This is a genomic window from Roseomonas sp. OT10, from assembly GCF_020991085.1.
Classification (GTDB): Bacteria; Pseudomonadota; Alphaproteobacteria; order Acetobacterales; family Acetobacteraceae; genus Roseomonas; species Roseomonas cutis.
On sequence record NZ_CP087719.1, the window covers coordinates 87,201 to 103,737 of the forward strand.

Annotated in this window: 17 protein-coding genes; 7 read left to right on the forward strand and 10 right to left on the reverse strand. The window is 74.0% G+C overall.

From position 1 onward, the window contains the following. Positions 1-164: 164 nt before the first annotated feature. The gene (locus LPC08_RS00495; protein WP_230450786.1) at positions 165-1,076 is read left to right on the forward strand and encodes an SMP-30/gluconolactonase/LRE family protein; all 912 of its coding nucleotides are present in this window, start codon (positions 165-167) and stop codon (positions 1,074-1,076) included. A gap of 45 nt (positions 1,077-1,121) precedes the next feature. Here the strand turns inward: LPC08_RS00495 and LPC08_RS00500 are convergent, their stop codons facing one another. Continuing rightward, the gene (locus LPC08_RS00500) at positions 1,122-2,447 is read right to left on the reverse strand and encodes a transcription antitermination factor NusB (RefSeq protein WP_230450787.1); all 1,326 of its coding nucleotides are present in this window, start codon (positions 2,445-2,447) and stop codon (positions 1,122-1,124) included. Positions 2,448-2,577: 130 nt separating this feature from the next. Between LPC08_RS00500 and LPC08_RS00510 the strand changes: the two genes are divergently transcribed. Beyond that, positions 2,578-4,332: an ArnT family glycosyltransferase gene (locus LPC08_RS00510; RefSeq protein ID WP_304622052.1), complete on the forward strand. Its 1,755-nt coding sequence runs from the start codon at positions 2,578-2,580 to the stop codon at positions 4,330-4,332. Between the two features lie 66 nt (positions 4,333-4,398). Here the strand turns inward: LPC08_RS00510 and LPC08_RS00515 are convergent, their stop codons facing one another. Together LPC08_RS00515 and LPC08_RS00520 are read right to left on the reverse strand one after the other, a co-directional pair. Beyond that, on the reverse strand, positions 4,399-5,496 hold the full coding sequence (locus LPC08_RS00515) for a DNA topoisomerase IB (protein WP_230450788.1): 1,098 nt from the start codon (positions 5,494-5,496) through the stop codon (positions 4,399-4,401). A gap of 193 nt (positions 5,497-5,689) precedes the next feature. Beyond that, positions 5,690-5,887, reverse strand: a complete 198-nt coding sequence (locus LPC08_RS00520) for a YdcH family protein (RefSeq protein WP_370643274.1) — start codon at positions 5,885-5,887, stop codon at positions 5,690-5,692. 105 nt (positions 5,888-5,992) lie between these two features. On the opposite strand from LPC08_RS00520, the gene LPC08_RS00525 reads away from it, so the two are divergent. The 4 genes from LPC08_RS00525 to LPC08_RS00540 all read left to right on the forward strand — a co-directional run bounded on the left by LPC08_RS00525 (position 5,993) and on the right by LPC08_RS00540 (position 9,155). After that, positions 5,993-6,193 carry a YdcH family protein gene (locus tag LPC08_RS00525; protein WP_230450789.1) on the forward strand — a complete coding sequence of 67 codons (201 nt, stop codon included), beginning with the start codon at positions 5,993-5,995 and terminating at the stop codon, positions 6,191-6,193. Next, positions 6,190-6,708: a 5-(carboxyamino)imidazole ribonucleotide mutase gene (purE, locus tag LPC08_RS00530; RefSeq protein WP_230450790.1), complete on the forward strand. Its 519-nt coding sequence runs from the start codon at positions 6,190-6,192 to the stop codon at positions 6,706-6,708. The genes LPC08_RS00525 and purE overlap by 4 nt, the downstream gene beginning before the upstream one ends. After that, a complete protein-coding gene (locus LPC08_RS00535) occupies positions 6,705-7,874 on the forward strand; it encodes a 5-(carboxyamino)imidazole ribonucleotide synthase (RefSeq protein ID WP_255702292.1) in 1,170 nt (389 codons plus the stop codon). The genes purE and LPC08_RS00535 overlap by 4 nt, the downstream gene beginning before the upstream one ends. Before the next feature lie 135 nt (positions 7,875-8,009). Beyond that, positions 8,010-9,155: an OmpA family protein gene (locus tag LPC08_RS00540; RefSeq protein WP_230450791.1), complete on the forward strand. Its 1,146-nt coding sequence runs from the start codon at positions 8,010-8,012 to the stop codon at positions 9,153-9,155. 221 nt (positions 9,156-9,376) lie between these two features. Here the strand turns inward: LPC08_RS00540 and LPC08_RS00545 are convergent, their stop codons facing one another. After that, positions 9,377-10,141, reverse strand: a complete 765-nt coding sequence (locus LPC08_RS00545; RefSeq protein WP_230450792.1) for a GNAT family N-acetyltransferase — start codon at positions 10,139-10,141, stop codon at positions 9,377-9,379. 65 nt (positions 10,142-10,206) lie between these two features. Then, the gene (locus LPC08_RS00550) at positions 10,207-10,665 is read right to left on the reverse strand and encodes a RidA family protein (protein ID WP_230450793.1); all 459 of its coding nucleotides are present in this window, start codon (positions 10,663-10,665) and stop codon (positions 10,207-10,209) included. Positions 10,666-10,805: 140 nt separating this feature from the next. Here LPC08_RS00550 and LPC08_RS00555 point away from each other — a divergent pair, with 140 nt between their 5' ends. Next, positions 10,806-11,972 (forward strand): M20 aminoacylase family protein, encoded by a 1,167-nt coding sequence (locus LPC08_RS00555; protein WP_230450794.1) that lies wholly within the window; start codon positions 10,806-10,808, stop codon positions 11,970-11,972. Positions 11,973-12,010: 38 nt separating this feature from the next. Here LPC08_RS00555 and LPC08_RS00560 read toward each other — a convergent pair whose 3' ends face one another. The 5 genes from LPC08_RS00560 to LPC08_RS00580 all read right to left on the reverse strand — a co-directional run bounded on the left by LPC08_RS00560 (position 12,011) and on the right by LPC08_RS00580 (position 16,480). Then, the gene (locus tag LPC08_RS00560) at positions 12,011-13,000 is read right to left on the reverse strand and encodes an ABC transporter substrate-binding protein (RefSeq protein WP_230450795.1); all 990 of its coding nucleotides are present in this window, start codon (positions 12,998-13,000) and stop codon (positions 12,011-12,013) included. A gap of 82 nt (positions 13,001-13,082) precedes the next feature. Next, a complete protein-coding gene (locus LPC08_RS00565) occupies positions 13,083-13,277 on the reverse strand; it encodes a hypothetical protein (RefSeq protein WP_230450796.1) in 195 nt (64 codons plus the stop codon). A gap of 10 nt (positions 13,278-13,287) precedes the next feature. Further along, positions 13,288-14,271, reverse strand: a complete 984-nt coding sequence (locus LPC08_RS00570; protein WP_230450797.1) for a Bug family tripartite tricarboxylate transporter substrate binding protein — start codon at positions 14,269-14,271, stop codon at positions 13,288-13,290. A 50-nt stretch (positions 14,272-14,321) separates the two neighbouring features. Further along, positions 14,322-15,515 carry a Gfo/Idh/MocA family oxidoreductase gene (locus tag LPC08_RS00575; protein WP_230450798.1) on the reverse strand — a complete coding sequence of 398 codons (1,194 nt, stop codon included), beginning with the start codon at positions 15,513-15,515 and terminating at the stop codon, positions 14,322-14,324. Beyond that, complete coding sequence (locus LPC08_RS00580) at positions 15,515-16,480, reverse strand: PDR/VanB family oxidoreductase (protein WP_230450799.1); 966 nt, start codon at positions 16,478-16,480, stop codon at positions 15,515-15,517. Before LPC08_RS00580 ends, LPC08_RS00575 begins: the two co-directional genes overlap by 1 nt. Between the last annotated feature and the right edge of the window lie 57 nt (positions 16,481-16,537).

Consider the following 16,537-nt stretch of genomic DNA (forward strand, 5'->3'; position numbering starts at 1 on the left):
ATGGCGCCGGTGCTCTCTCGGCTCGCCCTCATCCTGGCCTGGCCGGCCTGCCTTCCCAGCCGCCCGCCCCGGCGGCACGCTGCGCCCGCACCGCAAGGCGCTCCGGCGCAGCCGCATCGCGGCTCCCGCGGGACAGACTGAAGAATTCGCTAGGGAACGCCCGCATGAAGATCCTGGCCGATGGCCTGCGCTTTCCCGAGGGGCCGGTCGCCATGCCGGATGGCAGCGTCGCCCTGGTGGAGATCGAGGCGCGGCGCATCACCCGCGTGGCGCCCGACGGTGGCACGTCCACCATCGCCGCGGTGCCCGGCGGGCCGAACGGGCTGGCCCTGGGCGCGGACGGGCTCCTCTTCCTCTGCAACAACGGCGGCTTCGCCTTCACCGAGGAGGGCGGGTACCTGCGCCCCTGCGGCCAGGCCGCCGACTACGAGACGGGGCGGATCGAAACGGTCGATCCCCGGACCGGCGCGATCCGGCGCCTCTACGACCGGGTGGACGGGCACCCGCTCAAGGGTCCCAACGACCTGATGTTCGACGGGCAGGAGGGCTTCTGGTTCAGCGACCTCGGCAAGTCCCGGGCGCGGGACCGCGACCATGGCGGGCTCTACTGGGCCGCCGCCGACGGCTCGCGCATCGTCGAGGCGGCGCATCCCATCCCGGGCGGCGGCAATGGCGTCGGCGTCTCGCCGGACGGCCGCGTGGTCTATGTCGCCGAGACGGAGACGGGCCGGCTCTGGGCCTGGGACGTGACCGGCAGCGGCACGGTGCGGAAGGCGCCCTGGCCGAGCCCGCATGGCGGCCGGCTGGTCTGCCAGTTCCCCGGCTACCGCCGGCTGGACAGCCTGGCCATCGCGGCGTCGGGCAACATCGTCGTCGCCACGCTGGTGGCGGGCGAGATCACCACCGTCTCGCCGGAGGGGAGGATCGTGGACGTGGTGGCGATGCCCGACCCGATGCCAACCAACATCTGCTTCGGCGGGCCGGGGATGACCACCGCCTGGGTCACGCTCTCCGCCACGGGCCGGCTGGCCGAGCTTCCCTGGCGCGAGCCGGGGCTGCGCCTGCCGTTCGGCTGACGGGGCCGGCCGGGCCCTTCGGCCAGGGGGACCGGCCTGGACGGATCAGCCCGCCCCGCGGAAGCGCGCCATGAAGAAGCCGTCCATCCCGCCCTGCTCCGCCCACAGGTCGGGCCGGGTGCGCACCGCGCCGTCCGGGGTCAGCGCCGCCTCCAGCCCCGGCAGCTCCTCCGGCCGCACCGGATCGGGGCGCAGACCCAGCGCCGCGGCGGCAGCCAGGTGGGCCTCCCCCTCCTCCGGCTGCAGTGAGCAGGTGGCCAGCACCAGCCGCCCGCCCGGCGCCAGGCGCCTCGCCGCCACCGCCAGCAGGGCGCGCTGTAGCTCCGCCAGGGCCGGCACGTCGCTCGCGCGCTTGAGGTAGGGCACATCCGGGTGGCGGCGGATGGTCCCCGTCGCGGTGCAGGGGGCGTCCAGCAGGATGGCGTCGAAGCGCTCCTCCTCACCCCATTGCAGCGCATCGGCCTCCACCACCTCGGCCGGCAGGGCCAGGCGGGCGAGGTTCTCGCGCAGCCGGATGGCGCGGCGGGACTCCTTCTCCACCGCCACCACCGTCGCGCCGGTCGCGGCGAGCTGCGCGGTCTTGCCTCCCGGCGCGGCGCAGAGATCGGCCACCCGCTCGCCCGGCCGCGCCGCCAGCAGCCGCGCCGGCAGGGCCGCCGCCGCATCCTGGGCCCAGAAGCCGGGACCCTCGGCGCCGGGCAGGTCGGCGAAGCGCGTCCCGGCCGGCAGGCGGGCGGTGCCGGTGGGCAGCAGCACGGCGCCCTCCGGGGGCACGGTACCGGGTGCCAGGGAAAGGTCCAGCGGCGCCGGGCTCCGGTGCGCCCGGGCGATGGCCCGCACCGCAGGGCCGTAGGCGGCGTGCCAGGCGGTCCAGAGCCAGCCGGGCGTGTCCAGCCGCTCGCCGTCCAGCTCCTCCAGCGCGGCCGGGCCCGCGGCGGCCGCCTTGCGCAGCACCGCGTTCACCAAGCCGGCCAGGGGGCGCGGCGCCAGATCCACGGCCGCGGAGACGGCGGCGTGTGGCGGCGTGCCCAGCAGCCACAGATCGGCCGCGCCGATGCGCAGCGCCAGCCGGGCCGGCGCCGGCGGCTCGCGCCGCAGCCACGGCTCCAGCGCCGCGTCCAGCGAGCCCAGGCGGCGCAGCACGGCGGAGGCGATGCGGTGCGCGGCGGAGCGGTCGCGCGCCTCGATCGGCGGCAGCGCGTCCAGTGCCTCCTCCAGCGGGCGGTGCTGCTCCAGCACCGCGGCCAGCAGGGCGGCGGCGGCGCGCCGGGTGGGGTTGCCGCCCGCTGCGGCTGCGGCAGGGGGCCTGGGGGCGATGGGGCGAGCCGGCCCCCGGCGGGGGCGGTCGGGGCGGCGGGGTGTCTCGGCCATGCGTGCGGTATGTCGCCATGCGCCGCGGCTTGCCAGGGGGCGGGCGCAGCCGGCACGGCGCGGGACAGACCCGCGCCGCACGGTCACGCATGGCCTTCGCGCGTAAAGCGGTCTAGAGGCGCGGCCCATCATGGCCCAGCTCTTCCTCGACCGGCTGCCGGAAACGCAGCGGCCCCGGCTCCTGCTGAGCCTGCTCTGCCTGCTGCTCTGGCTGCCCGGCTTCTTCACGCTTCCTGCGGGCGACCGGGACGAGAGCCGCTTCGCCCAGGCCTCCCGCCAGATGGTCGAGACGGGCGACTGGGTGCGGATCCGCAACCAGGAGGAGGAGCGGAACAAGAAGCCGGTCGGCATCCACTGGGCCCAGGCCGGGACGGTGACGGCGCTGGAGGCGGTGGGCATCCCCGCGCGCGACGCCATCTGGGCCTATCGCTTCCCCTCGGCGCTGGGCGCCTGGATCGCGGTGCTGGCGACCTTCTCGCTCGGCCGGGCGCTGGTCGGCCGGCGGGCGGCCTTCCTCGGCGCGGCGCTGCTGGCGGCCGCCCTGGTGCTGTGCGTCGAGGTGCACATCGCCAAGACCGACGCGGCCTTGCTGGCCACGGTCGCGGTCGCCATGGGGCTGATGGGCCGCGCCTACCTCTCGCCCGAGACCTTCACCCCGCGGCAGGCGGCGGGCTTCTGGCTGGCGCTGGGCGTGGGCGTGCTGCTGAAGGGCCCGATCGGGCCCATGGTGCCGCTGCTGGCCGGCATCACCCTGGCCGCGGCCGACCGCAGCTGGGGCGGCACCGCCGCGACCGGCCGGCGCACCGCACCCTCTGCCCTCCCCGGACAGGAGATGCCGCATTCCTGGTGGCGCGCGCTGCGTCCGGGCTGGGGCGTGCCGCTGATGCTGGCCATCGCCCTGCCCTGGCTGGTCGCCATCGGGATCGCCACGGAGGGGCGCTTCTTCGCCCAGGCCGTGGGCGGCGACATGCTGTCCAAGGTCGGCTCCGGCGAGGAGGCGCATTGGGGCCCGCCCGGCTATTACCTTCTGACCTTCGGCCTCACCGCCTTTCCCGGGGCCTTCCTGGTGCTGCGGGCGTTGCCCTATGCCTGGACCCGGCGGCTCCAGCCGCCCGTGCGCTTCCTGCTGGCCTGGGCGGCGCCGACCTGGCTGCTGTTCGAGGCGGTCTCGACCAAGCTGCCGCACTACGTCCTGCCGGCCTTCCCGCCGCTGATGCTGCTGGCCGCCGCCTGGGCGCTGGACCCCCTGCGCCGCCCGACGCCGCGCTGGCTGGCCGGGCTGGGCTGGCTGGCCCTGGGCGGGGTGGCGACGGGGCTGGGGATCGGCGCGGCGCTGCTGCCCTGGCTGGCCGACCGGCGCGTCGATCCGGCGGCGCTGCTTGCCGTGCCGGCGGCGGCGCTGCTGGTCTGGCGTGTTGCCGTGCACGGCCGGTCGGGGGAATGGGGCCGGGCCGGGCTGGCCGCCGCGCTGCTCGCCATCCCGCTGCAATGGGTGGTGATGCAGGCGGTGCTTCCCCGGCTCCAGGCCCCCTGGGTGTCGCGCCAGCTGGGTGTGGCGGTGGCCAGCGCCGCGGCCGCGGTGCCGGGTGGCATCCCGGCTGGGCAGGTCGGGCTGGTCGGGCACCACGAGCCCTCCGCCGTCTTCACCCTCGGGACGCCGGTGCGGCTGCTGCGCGACGGCGCGGAGGCGGCCCGCTTCCTGGCGGAGGGGCAGCGCCTCGGCGAGACGCGGCTGGTCGCGGTGGAGGAGCGCCAGGCCACCGCCTTCGCGGCGGAAGTCGCCGCCCTCTCCCTCTCGCCGGCCGCGGCCGGACAGGTCGAAGGCTTCAACTACACCCGTGGCCGCCGCGTCACCCTGCGTCTCTGGCGCGCGGGGCCGTCCTAGCCGGCATCCTACGGGATTCCGCCTGAGACCGGCCGCCGGGCGTGGCCTGGCTCCGCCGGCCGCCCGTCAGCGTCCTGACCGCTTCTCCCTGGCGGCTGGGAGGCTGAGGAGGGCGAGGACGGCCGCTTCCTCCGGGCGCAGGCTGGCGATGTCCTCGCGCAGTTCCGTCCGGGCCGCCTCGGCCACGTCCAGGGCGAGGCGGCCGTCCATGTACCGCGCCATCACCCCGGGATGGATGTAGCACTGGCGGCAGACGGTTGGCGTGTTGCCCAGCCGCGCCGCCACGCGCCCGATCGCCGCGCGCAGGTTGCGCTTTGCCGCCGCCTGGCTGTCCACCCGCTCGAACTCGCGCAGCGCCATGGCCGCCAGGACCGTCCCGGCCCAGGTGCGGAAGTCCTTCGCGGTGATGTCCTGGCCGCTGATGTCGCGCAGGTAGGCGTTGACCTCCGCCGAGCCGACGGATTGCGGCACGCCCTCCTCGTCCACATAGCGGAACAGTTCCTGCCCCGGCAGGTCCTGGCAGGCGCGGACGATCCGCGCCACGCGGCGGTCCGAGACCTTCAGCCTCCAGGTACGGCCGCTCTTGCCCTTGAAGGCGAAGCGCAGGGCGCCGCCCTCCACCGCCACGTGCCGGTTCCGCAGCGTCGTCAGCCCGTAGCTGCCGTTGCTGGCCGCGTAGTCCTCGTTGCCCACGCGGATGAGCGTCGTCTCCAGCAGGTGGACGATGGTGGCCAGCACCGTCTCGCGCGACAGGCCGCGCCGGGCCATGTCCGCCGCCACCCGGGCGCGGATGCGTGGCAGGGCGCGGGCGAAGTCCAGCATGTGCCCGTACTTCGTCGCATCGCGCACCGCGCGCCAGCGGGGGTGGTAGCGGTACTGCTTGCGCGCGCGCTCGTCCCGGCCGGTGGCCTGGATGTGCCCGTCCTCGCGCGGGCAGATCCAGACGTCGCGATAGGCGGGCGGGATGGCCAGGGCACGGATGCGGGCCAGCGTGGCCGGGTCGGACAGGCGCGTCCCGTCCGGCATGCGGTAGGAGAAGCCTCGCCCGGCACGGTGCCGGCGGATGCCGGGCGCCTCGTCGGAGACGTAGCGCAGCCCGGCGGACGCCGCGGCCTCCTGCGGCGCCACGATAGCGGCGTCCTCGCTGGCGGTGTCACGCGGCATGCGCTGCGGCCCTCCCTGGCCGCCGGCCCTTCGGGCGCGGCAAGCCAGAACGGCCGGGCATCCCGGGGTGTTGCCCGGCCCGGGCCGCACATCCGCGACACCGGGCCGGCGCGACACCGGGCCGGCCCCGGGGGCAGCGCCCGAAGACGCGGGGGGAGGGGGCGGGGCCGGTTGGCGCCGCCCCCGAAGGGGCTCAGGCCGAGGGGCGGTCCTCCGGCGCCGGTGCCCTCAGTCGTTCCATCTCCTCCTTGATCTTCAGCTTCTCCCGCTTCAGCCGGGCGAGCTCCAGCTCATCGGGGCGGGGACGGCTGGCCTCGGCGGCCAGCTTGTCCTCCAGGGAGGCATGACGATCCTCGAGCGAGCGCAGGCGTGGCGCGGTCTGCATGAGCATCCGGTTCCTTCTCCCGTTCTTGGCGGCTGTCGCGGCCGCCGCCGTCATGTTATGGCCGGCCCGCCCCTCGGGGCGACCCCCCTGGAAACTGCCGCGCCCGACACGATGCTCGCCGACCGTGACAGCCTCCTCCGCCGCTTGCACGAACTTCGCAGCGAGCATCGCGACCTGGACACCGTGATCGCGCGCATGGGCGAGGGGCCGATGGACCAGCTCCAGCTGCAACGCCTCAAGAAGCGCAAGTTGCGGCTGAAGGACGAGATCGCCTGGCTGGAAAGCCGCCTGCTGCCGGACATCATCGCATGAGCGACATCCCGAACCCGCCGGAGGCGCCGCTGGTCGGCGTCATCATGGGCAGCCGCTCCGACTGGGAGACGATGCGCCACGCCGCCGAGATGCTGGTGGCGCTGGAGATCCCGCACGAGACCCGGGTGGTTTCCGCGCACCGCACGCCGGACCGGATGTACGCCTATGCGAAGACCGCCGCCGACCGCGGGTTGCGCGTCGTCATCGCCGGGGCCGGGGGGGCCGCGCACCTGCCCGGCATGGTGGCGTCCCTGACCACGCTGCCGGTGCTGGGCGTGCCGGTGGAGAGCCACGCGCTGCGCGGGCAGGACTCCCTGCTCTCCATCGTGCAGATGCCGGCCGGCATCCCGGTGGGGACGCTGGCGATCGGCCGGGCCGGGGCGATCAACGCGGCGCTGCTGGCGGCGGCTATCCTGGCCGGTACCGATCCGGCGCTGGCGCAGCGGCTCGCCGCCCACCGGGCGGCGCAGACCGAGGCGGTGCCGGACTCCCCGCAGCCGGAGGCCGCAGAGTGAGCGGGACCGTCGCGCCCCTGCCGCCCGGCGCGGCCATCGGCATCCTGGGCGGCGGCCAGCTGGGGCGGATGACGGCCCTGGCGGCGGCCTCGCTGGGCTATCGCTGCCACGTCTACGCGCCCGAGGACGACAGCCCGGGCATGCAGGTCGCGGCGGCGCGGACCGTCGCGCCCTACGAGGACGTGGCGGCGCTGCGCCGCTTCGCGGCTGCCGTGGACGTGGTGACCTTCGAGTTCGAGAACGTCCCCGCCGACACGCTGGCGACGCTTGGTGGGCTGGTCCCCTGCCGGCCCGGGCCGCGTGCCCTGTCCATCTGCCAGGACCGGCTGCGGGAGAAGGCCTTCCTGGCCGAGGCCGGGGTGCCGGTCGCGCCCTGGCGCGCGGTGCGGGACCGGGCGGAGCTGGATGCCGCGGTGGCCGCGATCGGCCTGCCGGCAGTGCTGAAGACCTCGCGCCTCGGCTATGACGGGCGCGGCCAGGCGGTGCTGCGCGATCCCGCGGATCTCGATGCGGCCTGGGAGCGCCTGTCGCCCCGGCCGCTGATCCTGGAAGCCTTCGTGCCCTTCGTGCTGGAGGTCTCGGCCATCGCGGCGCGGGGCGTGGACGGCACCACCGTCACCTACGACGTGGTGGAGAACCGGCACCGTCATCACATTCTCGATACCAGCTTCGCCCCTGCCCGGGTGCCCGAGGCCGTCGCCCGCCGGGCGCGGGAGCACGCGGCCCGGGTCGTGGAGGAGCTGGAGCTGGTGGGGGTGGCGGCGGTCGAGCTGTTCCTGCTGCCCGATGGGCGGCTGCTGGGGAACGAGATCGCGCCCAGGCCGCACAACTCCGGCCACTGGACCATGAATGCCTGTGGAATCAGCCAGTTCGAGCAGCATGCCCGGGCCGTGGCGGGGCTGCCGGTCGGGGATGCCGCGCGGCATGCCGATGCGGTGATGCGGAACCTGATCGGTGCCGAGGGCATGTCGGCCTGTGCTGGCCTGCTGCACGCGCGGGACGTGCATCTTCACCTTTACGGGAAGTCGGCGGCGCGCCCGGGCCGAAAAATGGGCCATGCCAACCTGTTGCTGCCGCTCGGAAGCCTGCGGGACGCGGCGGAAGACCCCCTCCTGGCCCGTCTGGGGCGGCTGCAGGAAGGGCCCGTGTCACCTGCGCCACAGTGATGCGGAAACGAGACGTAGGCCGATGCACGGCCGCGTCGGGAGTGTTAGTTAGCTGGTGCACGTCGCGTCGGACTCGGGGGCTGTTCCCAGTGCGCGGCGGAATTGGCCCTTAGGGATCGAGGGGAGAATTTGAAGATGAGCCTTCGGAAGGCGCTACTGGCTGCGACGATGCTGTCGCTGCCGCTCGCCGCCCAGGCGCAGCCTGTCACTGGCCTGTACATCGGTGCCGGTGCCGGCGCGAACTGGCTGCAGAGCGACAGCAGCGGCTACGCCGTGAACACCCCGCTCGCCGCCGTCCTCGGCAACGCGACTGGCCTGCAGAACCGCACCGTCAAGACGACCTACGACCTCGGCTTCGGCGGCGTCGTCGCGCTGGGTTATGGCTTTGGCAACGGCGTGCGCGTCGAGGTCGAGGGCACCTATCGCCAGAACGACATCGACAACGTCCGGGCCTTCGGCGTCCCGACCTACGGCGTGGGCGGCACCGCCCGCACCTACGGCGCGATGGCCAACGTCCTGTACGACTTCGTGATGCCGTCCTTCATCCCGCAGTTCACCCCGGTCGTGCCGTACATCGGCGCCGGCCTGGGCTACCTGTGGCATGACTACGACGACGTGACCGCGCGCTTCGGCTCGGGCACCGCCGGCGCCTCGCGCCTGAAGATCGACGACCGTGAGGGCCAGTTCGGCTACCAGGGCATCGTCGGTCTGGCCTTCCCGATCCAGGGCGTGCCGGGCCTGGCCCTGACCGCCGAGTACCGCTACCAGGGTTCGCTGTCGTCCGACCTCGACGCCAACGTGACCAACGTCGCGAGCGGCGACGTCGTGTCCCGCAGCAAGGTCTCGGTCGACAACAACAACCACTCGGCGTTCATCGGCCTGCGCTACGCGTTCAACGCGCCGCGTCCGGCTCCGGTGCCCGTGGCCCCGGCCCCGGCGCCGGCCGAGGCGGCCCGGACCTACCTGGTGTTCTTCGACTGGGATCGCGCCGACCTGACGGACCGCGCCCGGCAGATCATCGCCGAGGCGGCGCAGAACGCCCGCCGGGTGTCCAGCACGCGCATCGAGGTGGCCGGCCACGCCGACCGCTCCGGTTCGCCGCAGTACAACCAGCGCCTGTCGCAGCGCCGCGCCGAGGCGGTGGCGGCCGAGCTGGCCCGCAACGGCATCTCCCGCTCCGAGATGGTCATCCAGGCGTTCGGCGAGAGCCGCCCGCTGGTGCCGACCGCCGACGGCGTGCGCGAGCCGCAGAACCGCCGCGTGGAGATCGTCCTGCGCTGATCGCGAGGACGGGCTGGCCTTCCGGCTGGCCCGTCCGAGCGGCCTGCAGGGCGGCCTTCCCGGGTCGCTTCAGGAACAGGGCCGGTCCGCAAGGACCGGCCCTTTTTCGTTTCCGGCCTGTCCGACCGGAGGCGCGGCGGAAGCTCCGGCGCCGCCGAAGGCCCGTCGCCGGCGCAGGGCGTCGAGAGGCCCTGCGGCGTCAGGCCCGGGCAGCCGCCACCTCAGCGGCGGACGAAGTAGCGGTAGCGGTAGATCTCGGTGAGGCCGAGGGCCGCGTACAGCGCCCGCGCCGTCGTGTTGGAAGGGGCGACCTGCAGCCAGGCGATCGAGGCGCCATGGCCGGCGGCCCAGGCGGCACCCTCCGCCAGGACCTGCCGTGACAGGCCACGGCGCCGGTGTGCCGGGTCGGTCGCCACGTCGAAGACGCCGCAGAGGGGGCCGTCCGCCACCATCTGGGCCGCGGCGGCGGGGATCCCTTCCTCCCGCCGCAGCAGCCAGACGGCAGGGCGGGCCATCATCGGCAGCGCTTCCGCCTTCTCGGCCCGGCGGGCCTCCGTCTGGTAGTCCGCCGTGGCGAGCACGGCCAGCCAGTCCGGTGCCGGACCGTCCAGCCGTTCCACCACCGGCGGCCGCCCGGCCAGGCTCAGCCCCGCCAGGGGACCGGCCATGACGCAGGCCCCCTCCGCCTCGGCATAGCCGCGTTCCCGCAGCAGGGCCTCCAGCCCCGGCGGGTCCAGCGGGGTGCTGCGGAAGCGCGCCGACAGGCCCCAGCGGGCGTAGTCCGACTCGATGCGCTCCACCCGGGCGGCCAGCCCGGGGTCGGGCGAGGGGTCGAGCGAGCAGGCGGCATTGGCGCGCCCCGTCCCGCCGTGGAAGCCGCGGATGACGAACGGACCGTCCCAGGCGACGCGCGGCGCCGGGACGGCGGTGAGGGCGGCCTGCTCCAGCCGCAGCAGGGTGGCGATATCGCGGACGGGGTCGGACATGCCCCCGGCCTTCGCCGGTTTCCGATCGCCTGTCGAGAGGCGCGCCGCGGCCGCCCGGCCCTGGGCTACTGCACCAGCAGGATCGCCTCGATCTCCACCGTCATGCGGTTGGGCAGCGAGCCCATGCCGACCGCGGACCGGGCGTGGCGCCCGGCCTCGCCCAGAACCTCCACCAGCAGGTCGGAGCAGCCGTTGATGACCTGCGGGTGCTCGCCGAAATCGGGCTCCGCGTTGACCATGCCCAGCAGCTTCACCACGGCGGAGATGCGGCTGAGCTCCCCCACCGCCAGCTTGGCCGTGGCCAGCAGGCCAAGCCCGACCGTGCGGGCATGCCGGTAGGCCTGCTCCGTCGTCACCTCCCGGCCGACGCGGCCGGTCTCATAGCCGCCATCCGGCCTGCGGGGTCCCTGGCCGGAGAGGAAGAGCAGGTTCCCCGCCAGGCGGAAGGGCACGTAGTTGGCGGAGGGCATGGCCGCCTGCGGCAGCACCAGGCCCAGGGCGGCAAGCTTCTCTTCCGGGGTCATCGGATGGTCTCCGGCCGTGGCGGGGATGGGGCGCCAGCTTTCGTGCTTCGGGCCGGGAGGTCAAATGCCGGCCGGGACTCGATCAACGGCACCGTCCTTGCTAACCCGCCCGCCATCGCGCCGTCCCCGAGGGTTCCGTCATGTCCGCCATCGACCACATCCGCCGTTACCAGGAGGAGCTGGTCGCGCTCCGCCACGACCTGCACCAGCATCCGGAGCTGGGGATGGAGGAGCACCGCACCGCGGAGATCGTCGCGACGCTGCTGGAGAGCTGGGGCATCACCGTGCATCGCGGCGTCGGCAAGACCGGCGTGGTCGGCGTGCTGACCAGTGGCAACGGCCACCGCGCCATCGGCCTGCGCGCCGACATGGACGCGCTGCCGCTGACGGAGCTGACGGACCTGCCCTTCAAGTCCACCGTGCCCGGCAAGATGCACGCCTGCGGCCATGACGGGCACACGACGATGCTGCTCGGCGCGGCGCGGTATCTCGCGGAGACGCGGAACTTCGACGGCACGGTGACCTTCATCTTCCAGCCGGGCGAGGAGGGCTGTGGCGGCGCGCTGGCGATGCTGGAGGACGGGCTGTTCGACCGCTTCCCCTGCGACGCCATCTTCGGCATGCACAACCGCCCCGGCATGCCCGTGGGCCGGTACGGGATCGGCGCCGGCTCCTTCGCCGCCGGCGGCGCCTTCTTCGACATCACCGTGTCCGGCAAGGGCGCGCACGGCGCGCGGCCGGAGATGAGCGTCGATCCGGTGCTGGCCGCCTGCCACATCGCCACCGCGCTGCAATCCATCGTCGCGCGCAACGTCAACCCGCGCGAGGCGGCGGTGGTGAGCGTGACCAAGGTGACGGGCGGCGACGCCTACAACGTCATCCCCCAGACCGCCTCGCTGGCCGGCACGGCGCGCTTCTTCGCCCGCGAGGTCAGCGAGCAGATCGAGGCCGGCATCCGCCGCGTGGCGGAGGGCGTGGCCGCCGGGCTCGGCGCGACCGCCACGGTGGACTATCGCCTGATCTTCGCCCCCACCGTGAACGACGCCGCCCTGACCACCGCCTATGCCGACGCCGCCGCCGAGCTGGTGGGCGAGGCCGCCGTGGAGCGCGACACCGCGCCCGGCATGGGGTCGGAGGACTTCTCCTTCATGATGGAGAAGGTGCCCGGCGCCTACATCCACCTGGGCAACGGCGACGGCTTCTCGCCGCACCACCCGGGCTATGCCTTCAACGACGACGCCATCCCATTCGGCGCCGCGCTCTATGCCCGCCTCGTCGAGCGGGAGGCGCCGAAGGGCAAGGGCTGAGGCCGGGCCGGAGCGCGTCGGCGCCTACAAATGGGCGCCTACAGCCGGAAGACCTCCAGCGACGCCGGGTGGAACAGCTCCTCCGGCGTCAGGCGGCGGGGGGAGAGGCCCTGGGCGTGGTGCGCCTCGAGGAAGGCGTCGAGCACGTGGCGGTTCGGCTCCAGGCCATAGGACCAGAAGTCCGGGCCCATCAGGGCGCGGGCGCGCTGCAGCTGCTCCTCCACGAAGGGCAGGGTCACCTTGGTGGCGGCGGTGTTGGAAAGCTTCGCCAGCGCCGCCGACTTGGCCTCCTCGAAGGCCTTGTACAGCGCCCCGGGCAGGTAGCGGTGCTGCTCCGCCACATCCTTGCGGATGCCCAGCAGGTGCATGATCGGGAAGATGCGGGTCCGGCCGTACCACTCCGACGCCGCCTGCACCGGATCGGCCCAGAGCCGCCCCACCTGCGGATGGCCGCGATCGAAGCAGGACGGGGCGCGCGGCCCGATCACCGCGTCCAGCGTCCCCTCCGCCAGGGCGGAGGACAGGGTGGCGCCGGGCGGCAGATTCTCCAGCCGCACCTCCGGCGGCAGGTTCAGCGCGATCTTCTCCTCGCGCCCCGGATGCTCGTAGCCGCCGCGCACCCAGGTGACGTCGGCGGGGCGGACGCCGTACTCCTCCAGCAGGGCGCGCACCCAGACATTGGCGGTGAGCTGGTACTCCGGCAGCCCGATGCGCCGCCCCTTCAGGTCCTCCGGCCGCTCGATGCCGCGGTCGGTGCGGATGTAGACGGAGGTGTGCCGGAAGGCGCGGGAGGGGAAGACGGGGATACCGACATAGGGGCAGTTCCCGGCCGCGGTCTTCACCGTGAAGGAGGAGAGCGAGAGCTCGCAGATGTCGAAATCCGCGTATTTGAAGGCGCGGAAGAAGATCTCCTCCGGGTCCAGGATGCTGAAGACCGGGTCCACCCCGTCGATCTGCACCGTGCCGTCCACCAGGGGGCGGATGCGGTCGTAGTCGCCGATGGCGAGGGACAGGCGAAGCTTGGTCACGGGCGACTCCCGGATGGCTGGCGGGCACCCTGCCGCATCCGGCAGGGCAGGCAAGGGGGCGGCCGGGGCTGGCCGCCCGGATTCAGCCGCCCTGGCGGCGCGGCATGCTGGCCGCGGCCGCGAGGATGGCGATGGCGTCGTTCTCCGCCGCCGCGGCCGACTGGTAGCGCGGCTGCGTGGTGACGAAGGGGGAGGGCGCGTCATGCGGCCGGTAGATCTCGAGGAAGTATTTCCCCGAGGCCTCGTCGCGCGCCGCCTCGATCCGGATCAGGGCCATGGCCGGCGCCCTATTCCGGCCGGATGCCGGCGGCGCGGATGATCGCGCCGTTGCGATCCTGCTCCGCGATCTGCAGCTTCGCGAAGTCGGCGCTGCTCTCGTGGATCGGGGCGCAGCCGAGCTCGGTCAGGCGCTGCACGATCGCGGGGTCGCGCAGGGCGGCGTCGGCGGATTTGCGGATCTCCTCCACCTTGGCCGCCGGCAGGCCCTTCGGGCCCCAGATCGCCGTCCAGCCCTCGAACAGCATCTCCGGATGGCCGGCCTCCGCCATCGTCGGCACCTCCGGCAGGATGGCGACGCGCCCTGGCGCGGTGACGGCGAAGGCGCGGAGTTGCCCGCCCTGGATCAGCGGCAGCACGGCACCGAGCGGGGCGAACATCAGCGCGACCGAGCCGGCGATCAGGTCGTTCACCGCGGGGCCGGAGCCGCGATAGGCCACGATCGTCAGATCCGCCCCCAGCTTCTGCCCCAGCGCCGCGGCGCCGAGCTGGCCGACGGAGCCCAGGGTGGAGCCGGCGAAGGCGAAGCGGTTGGGCTCGCGCCTCACCGCGTCGACCAGGCTGCGGATCTCCGCCTGCTTCACGTGCTCCGCCCCGCCCACCAGCACGTAGGGGATGCTGACCGTGCGCGTGACCGGGGTGAAGTCGGCGATGGCGTCGAAGGGCACGCCGCGCTGCACGAACTTCAGCACGAGGTGGACCTCGTTCGAGTAGAGCAGCGTCTGCCCGTCCGGCGCGGAACGCGCCACCTCCTGCGCCCCCACGGCACCGTTGGCGCCGGAGCGGTTCTCGATCACCAGCGTCTGGTTCAGCGTCTCCGCCATGCGGTTGACCAGCAGACGCGCGGTGACGTCGGTGGTGCCGCCGGGCGGATAGGGCACGACCACGCGCGCGACGCCGCGCTGTGCCCGCGCCTGCCCCGCCAGCGCCAGCCCCAATGTCGTGCCGAGCCCCAGCCGCAGCGCGGCGCGGCGCGAGAATGGATCGTCCAGCATCGTTCTCTCCCCAGAATCCCCGGCGCCGCCGCCTGGCGGGCCGCCCTGACTCACCCAGCCCCCTGATGGCGCAGCGCGACCTCCCGCCCCGTGCGGGCGGATTCCAGCAGCGCCAGGCAGATCTCCAGCGTGGCCAGGCCCCACTCGCCGGAATGCAGCGGCGGGATGCCCCGCGCGACCGCGTCGTACAGCTCCTCCGCCACCTCCTGCCGCGCGACGGCGGGGGGCGGCAGGGCCTCGAAGCGGCGCTCCGTGTCGCCATGGACCATCACGCCCTGCGGCGTCGGCCGCAGCGCGGCCCGCTCGCAGGAGACCAGGACCAGGCCGAAATGGTTGTAGGCGGGCGGGGGCGCCGCGCTCCGCGCCTCGCCGGCATCGAGGTTCGTGCCGTAGGCGCGCCGGTTCTTCAGCGCCGCCTCCTCCTCGCGCGAGCGGATATGGGCGAGCGCGGCCCGCGCCTCGCCGTAGCGGCCGGGGTCGCGCGGCAGGCCCATCTCGCCGAACCAGCCCTGGAACTCGTCCGTGTCGAAATGCGCATGGCCGTCGTAGGTCAGCGTCGCCGACAGCCCCTCGCCGAAGTCGAGCAAGGCGTTGTACGCGCCCTCCGTCCCGCGGGCCGGGTCCCAGACCGAGGCCGCGGCGCGGATGGACCGCGCGGGCCGCCCGGCCAGCAGGCGCACCACCTCCACCTGATGCGGCGCCTGGGAGAAGATCGCGCCGCCCCCCTGCGCCGTGTCCAGCTCCTCCGGCCGGCGCGGGCGGTAGAGGTAGTCCGTGGCGTTCAGCGCGGTGATCATGCGCGGCGCGCCGTAGGCGCCGGAGCGGATCATCTCCCGCGCCAGGCGATAGGGCGCATCGAAGGAATGGCTATGCCCGACCAGCAGATGCACGCCGCCCGCCCGCGCCGCCGCGATCATCGCCTGCGCCTCCTCCAGGCTCAGCGCGAGCGGCTTCTCCACCAGCACGTGCTTGCCGGCCGCGGCGGCCGCACGGACGTGATCCAGGTGGAACTGGTGCGGGGAGGCGACATAGACCGCCTGCACCGCCGGATCGGCGCAGAGGGCGGCGACATCCTCGTGGGTGCGGGCGCCCGCGAAGTCGCGCGCGAAGCAGGCGCGCGCTTCCGGCCGCGGGTCGCAGGCGGCGACGAGGCGGAGGCGCGGATGCTGCACCAGGGTCGGCAGCATCAGCATGAAGGCGCGGCCGAGGCCGACCACGCCGAGCTGGACGGCGTCCTGCCGCATCACAGGTCGAGCACGAGGGTGCCGGACTTCGCCCGGGAGACGCAGATCATCAGCGCCGACTTCCGCTCCGCCGGCGTCAGCACCATGTCGCGATGGTCCACCTCGCCATCGAGGTAGCGGGTGCGGCAGGTGCCGCAGGTGCCGCTCTCGCAGGAGGAGGGCGCCTTGCGGCCATGGGCGCGCAGCACCTCCAGGATCGTGGTGCCGACGGGGACGTTCAGCGTCTCCCCCCCGCGGCCCAGGCGGATGTCGAAGGGCGCGTCGTCGGCGCGCGGGCGGACCAGGTCGGAGCCGAAATCCTCGAAGTGGACCGTGTTCTCCGGCCAGTGGCCGGTCATGTCCTTCACCGCATCCATCAGCGGCCGGGGGCCGCAGCAGTAGATGTGCGCCTTGCCCGGCTCCTCGAAGACCGGCCAGAGGTCGTAGGCGTTGGCGATGTCGCCCTCATCGTGATGGATCAGCACGTGGTCGGCGAGGCCGGGGTCGGACAGGTCGCCCAGGAAGGCGGTGCCGGCGGCGTTGCGGGTCAGGTAGTAGAGGCGGAAGGGCTTGTCGCCCCGGCTGCGGATCGTGCGGATCATCGACAGGATCGGGGTGATGCCGATGCCGCCGGCGACGAAGATGTATTCGGGGGCGCGCAGGTCGAGGGCGAACAGGTTGCGCGGCTCCGACACCTCCAGCGTGTCGCCCTCCTTCACCCCGTCGATCAGGCTGACCGAGCCGCCGCGCCCGCCCTCCTCGCGCTTCACCGCGATGACGTAGCGGTCGCGCTCGGCGGCGTCGTTGCAGATCGAGTAGTTGCGCATGGCGCCGCTGGGCACGCGGACGGACAGGTGCGCGCCGGGGGTGAAGGCCGGCAGCTCCGCGCCCTGCGGGTGGCGCAGCTCGAAGAGGCGGATGCCATCGGCGGCCGGTTCCGAACGCAGGACTCGCAGCGGCAGCAGCGCCGGCTCTCCGGTATCCATGCCTGTCTGTCCTCCCCGTACCCTAGCCCGGCCTGGCGGGCCTGCCGTTCGTCGGGA

Bases quoted from the DNA above. Each gene is read 5' to 3' on its own strand.
- LPC08_RS00495 (WP_230450786.1), top strand. From the start codon at position 165: ATGAAGATCCTGGCCGATGGCCTGCGCTTTCCCGAGGGGCCGGTCGCC.
- LPC08_RS00500 (WP_230450787.1), bottom strand. From the start codon at position 2,447: ATGGCCGAGACACCCCGCCGCCCCGACCGCCCCCGCCGGGGGCCGGCT.
- LPC08_RS00510 (WP_304622052.1), top strand. From the start codon at position 2,578: ATGGCCCAGCTCTTCCTCGACCGGCTGCCGGAAACGCAGCGGCCCCGG.
- LPC08_RS00515 (WP_230450788.1), bottom strand. From the start codon at position 5,496: ATGCCGCGTGACACCGCCAGCGAGGACGCCGCTATCGTGGCGCCGCAG.
- LPC08_RS00520 (WP_370643274.1), bottom strand. From the start codon at position 5,887: ATGCTCATGCAGACCGCGCCACGCCTGCGCTCGCTCGAGGATCGTCAT.
- LPC08_RS00525 (WP_230450789.1), top strand. From the start codon at position 5,993: ATGCTCGCCGACCGTGACAGCCTCCTCCGCCGCTTGCACGAACTTCGC.
- purE (WP_230450790.1), top strand. From the start codon at position 6,190: ATGAGCGACATCCCGAACCCGCCGGAGGCGCCGCTGGTCGGCGTCATC.
- LPC08_RS00540 (WP_230450791.1), top strand. From the start codon at position 8,010: ATGAGCCTTCGGAAGGCGCTACTGGCTGCGACGATGCTGTCGCTGCCG.
- LPC08_RS00545 (WP_230450792.1), bottom strand. From the start codon at position 10,141: ATGTCCGACCCCGTCCGCGATATCGCCACCCTGCTGCGGCTGGAGCAG.
- LPC08_RS00550 (WP_230450793.1), bottom strand. From the start codon at position 10,665: ATGACCCCGGAAGAGAAGCTTGCCGCCCTGGGCCTGGTGCTGCCGCAG.
- LPC08_RS00555 (WP_230450794.1), top strand. From the start codon at position 10,806: ATGTCCGCCATCGACCACATCCGCCGTTACCAGGAGGAGCTGGTCGCG.
- LPC08_RS00565 (WP_230450796.1), bottom strand. From the start codon at position 13,277: ATGGCCCTGATCCGGATCGAGGCGGCGCGCGACGAGGCCTCGGGGAAA.
- LPC08_RS00570 (WP_230450797.1), bottom strand. From the start codon at position 14,271: ATGCTGGACGATCCATTCTCGCGCCGCGCCGCGCTGCGGCTGGGGCTC.
- LPC08_RS00575 (WP_230450798.1), bottom strand. From the start codon at position 15,515: ATGCGGCAGGACGCCGTCCAGCTCGGCGTGGTCGGCCTCGGCCGCGCC.
- LPC08_RS00580 (WP_230450799.1), bottom strand. From the start codon at position 16,480: ATGGATACCGGAGAGCCGGCGCTGCTGCCGCTGCGAGTCCTGCGTTCG.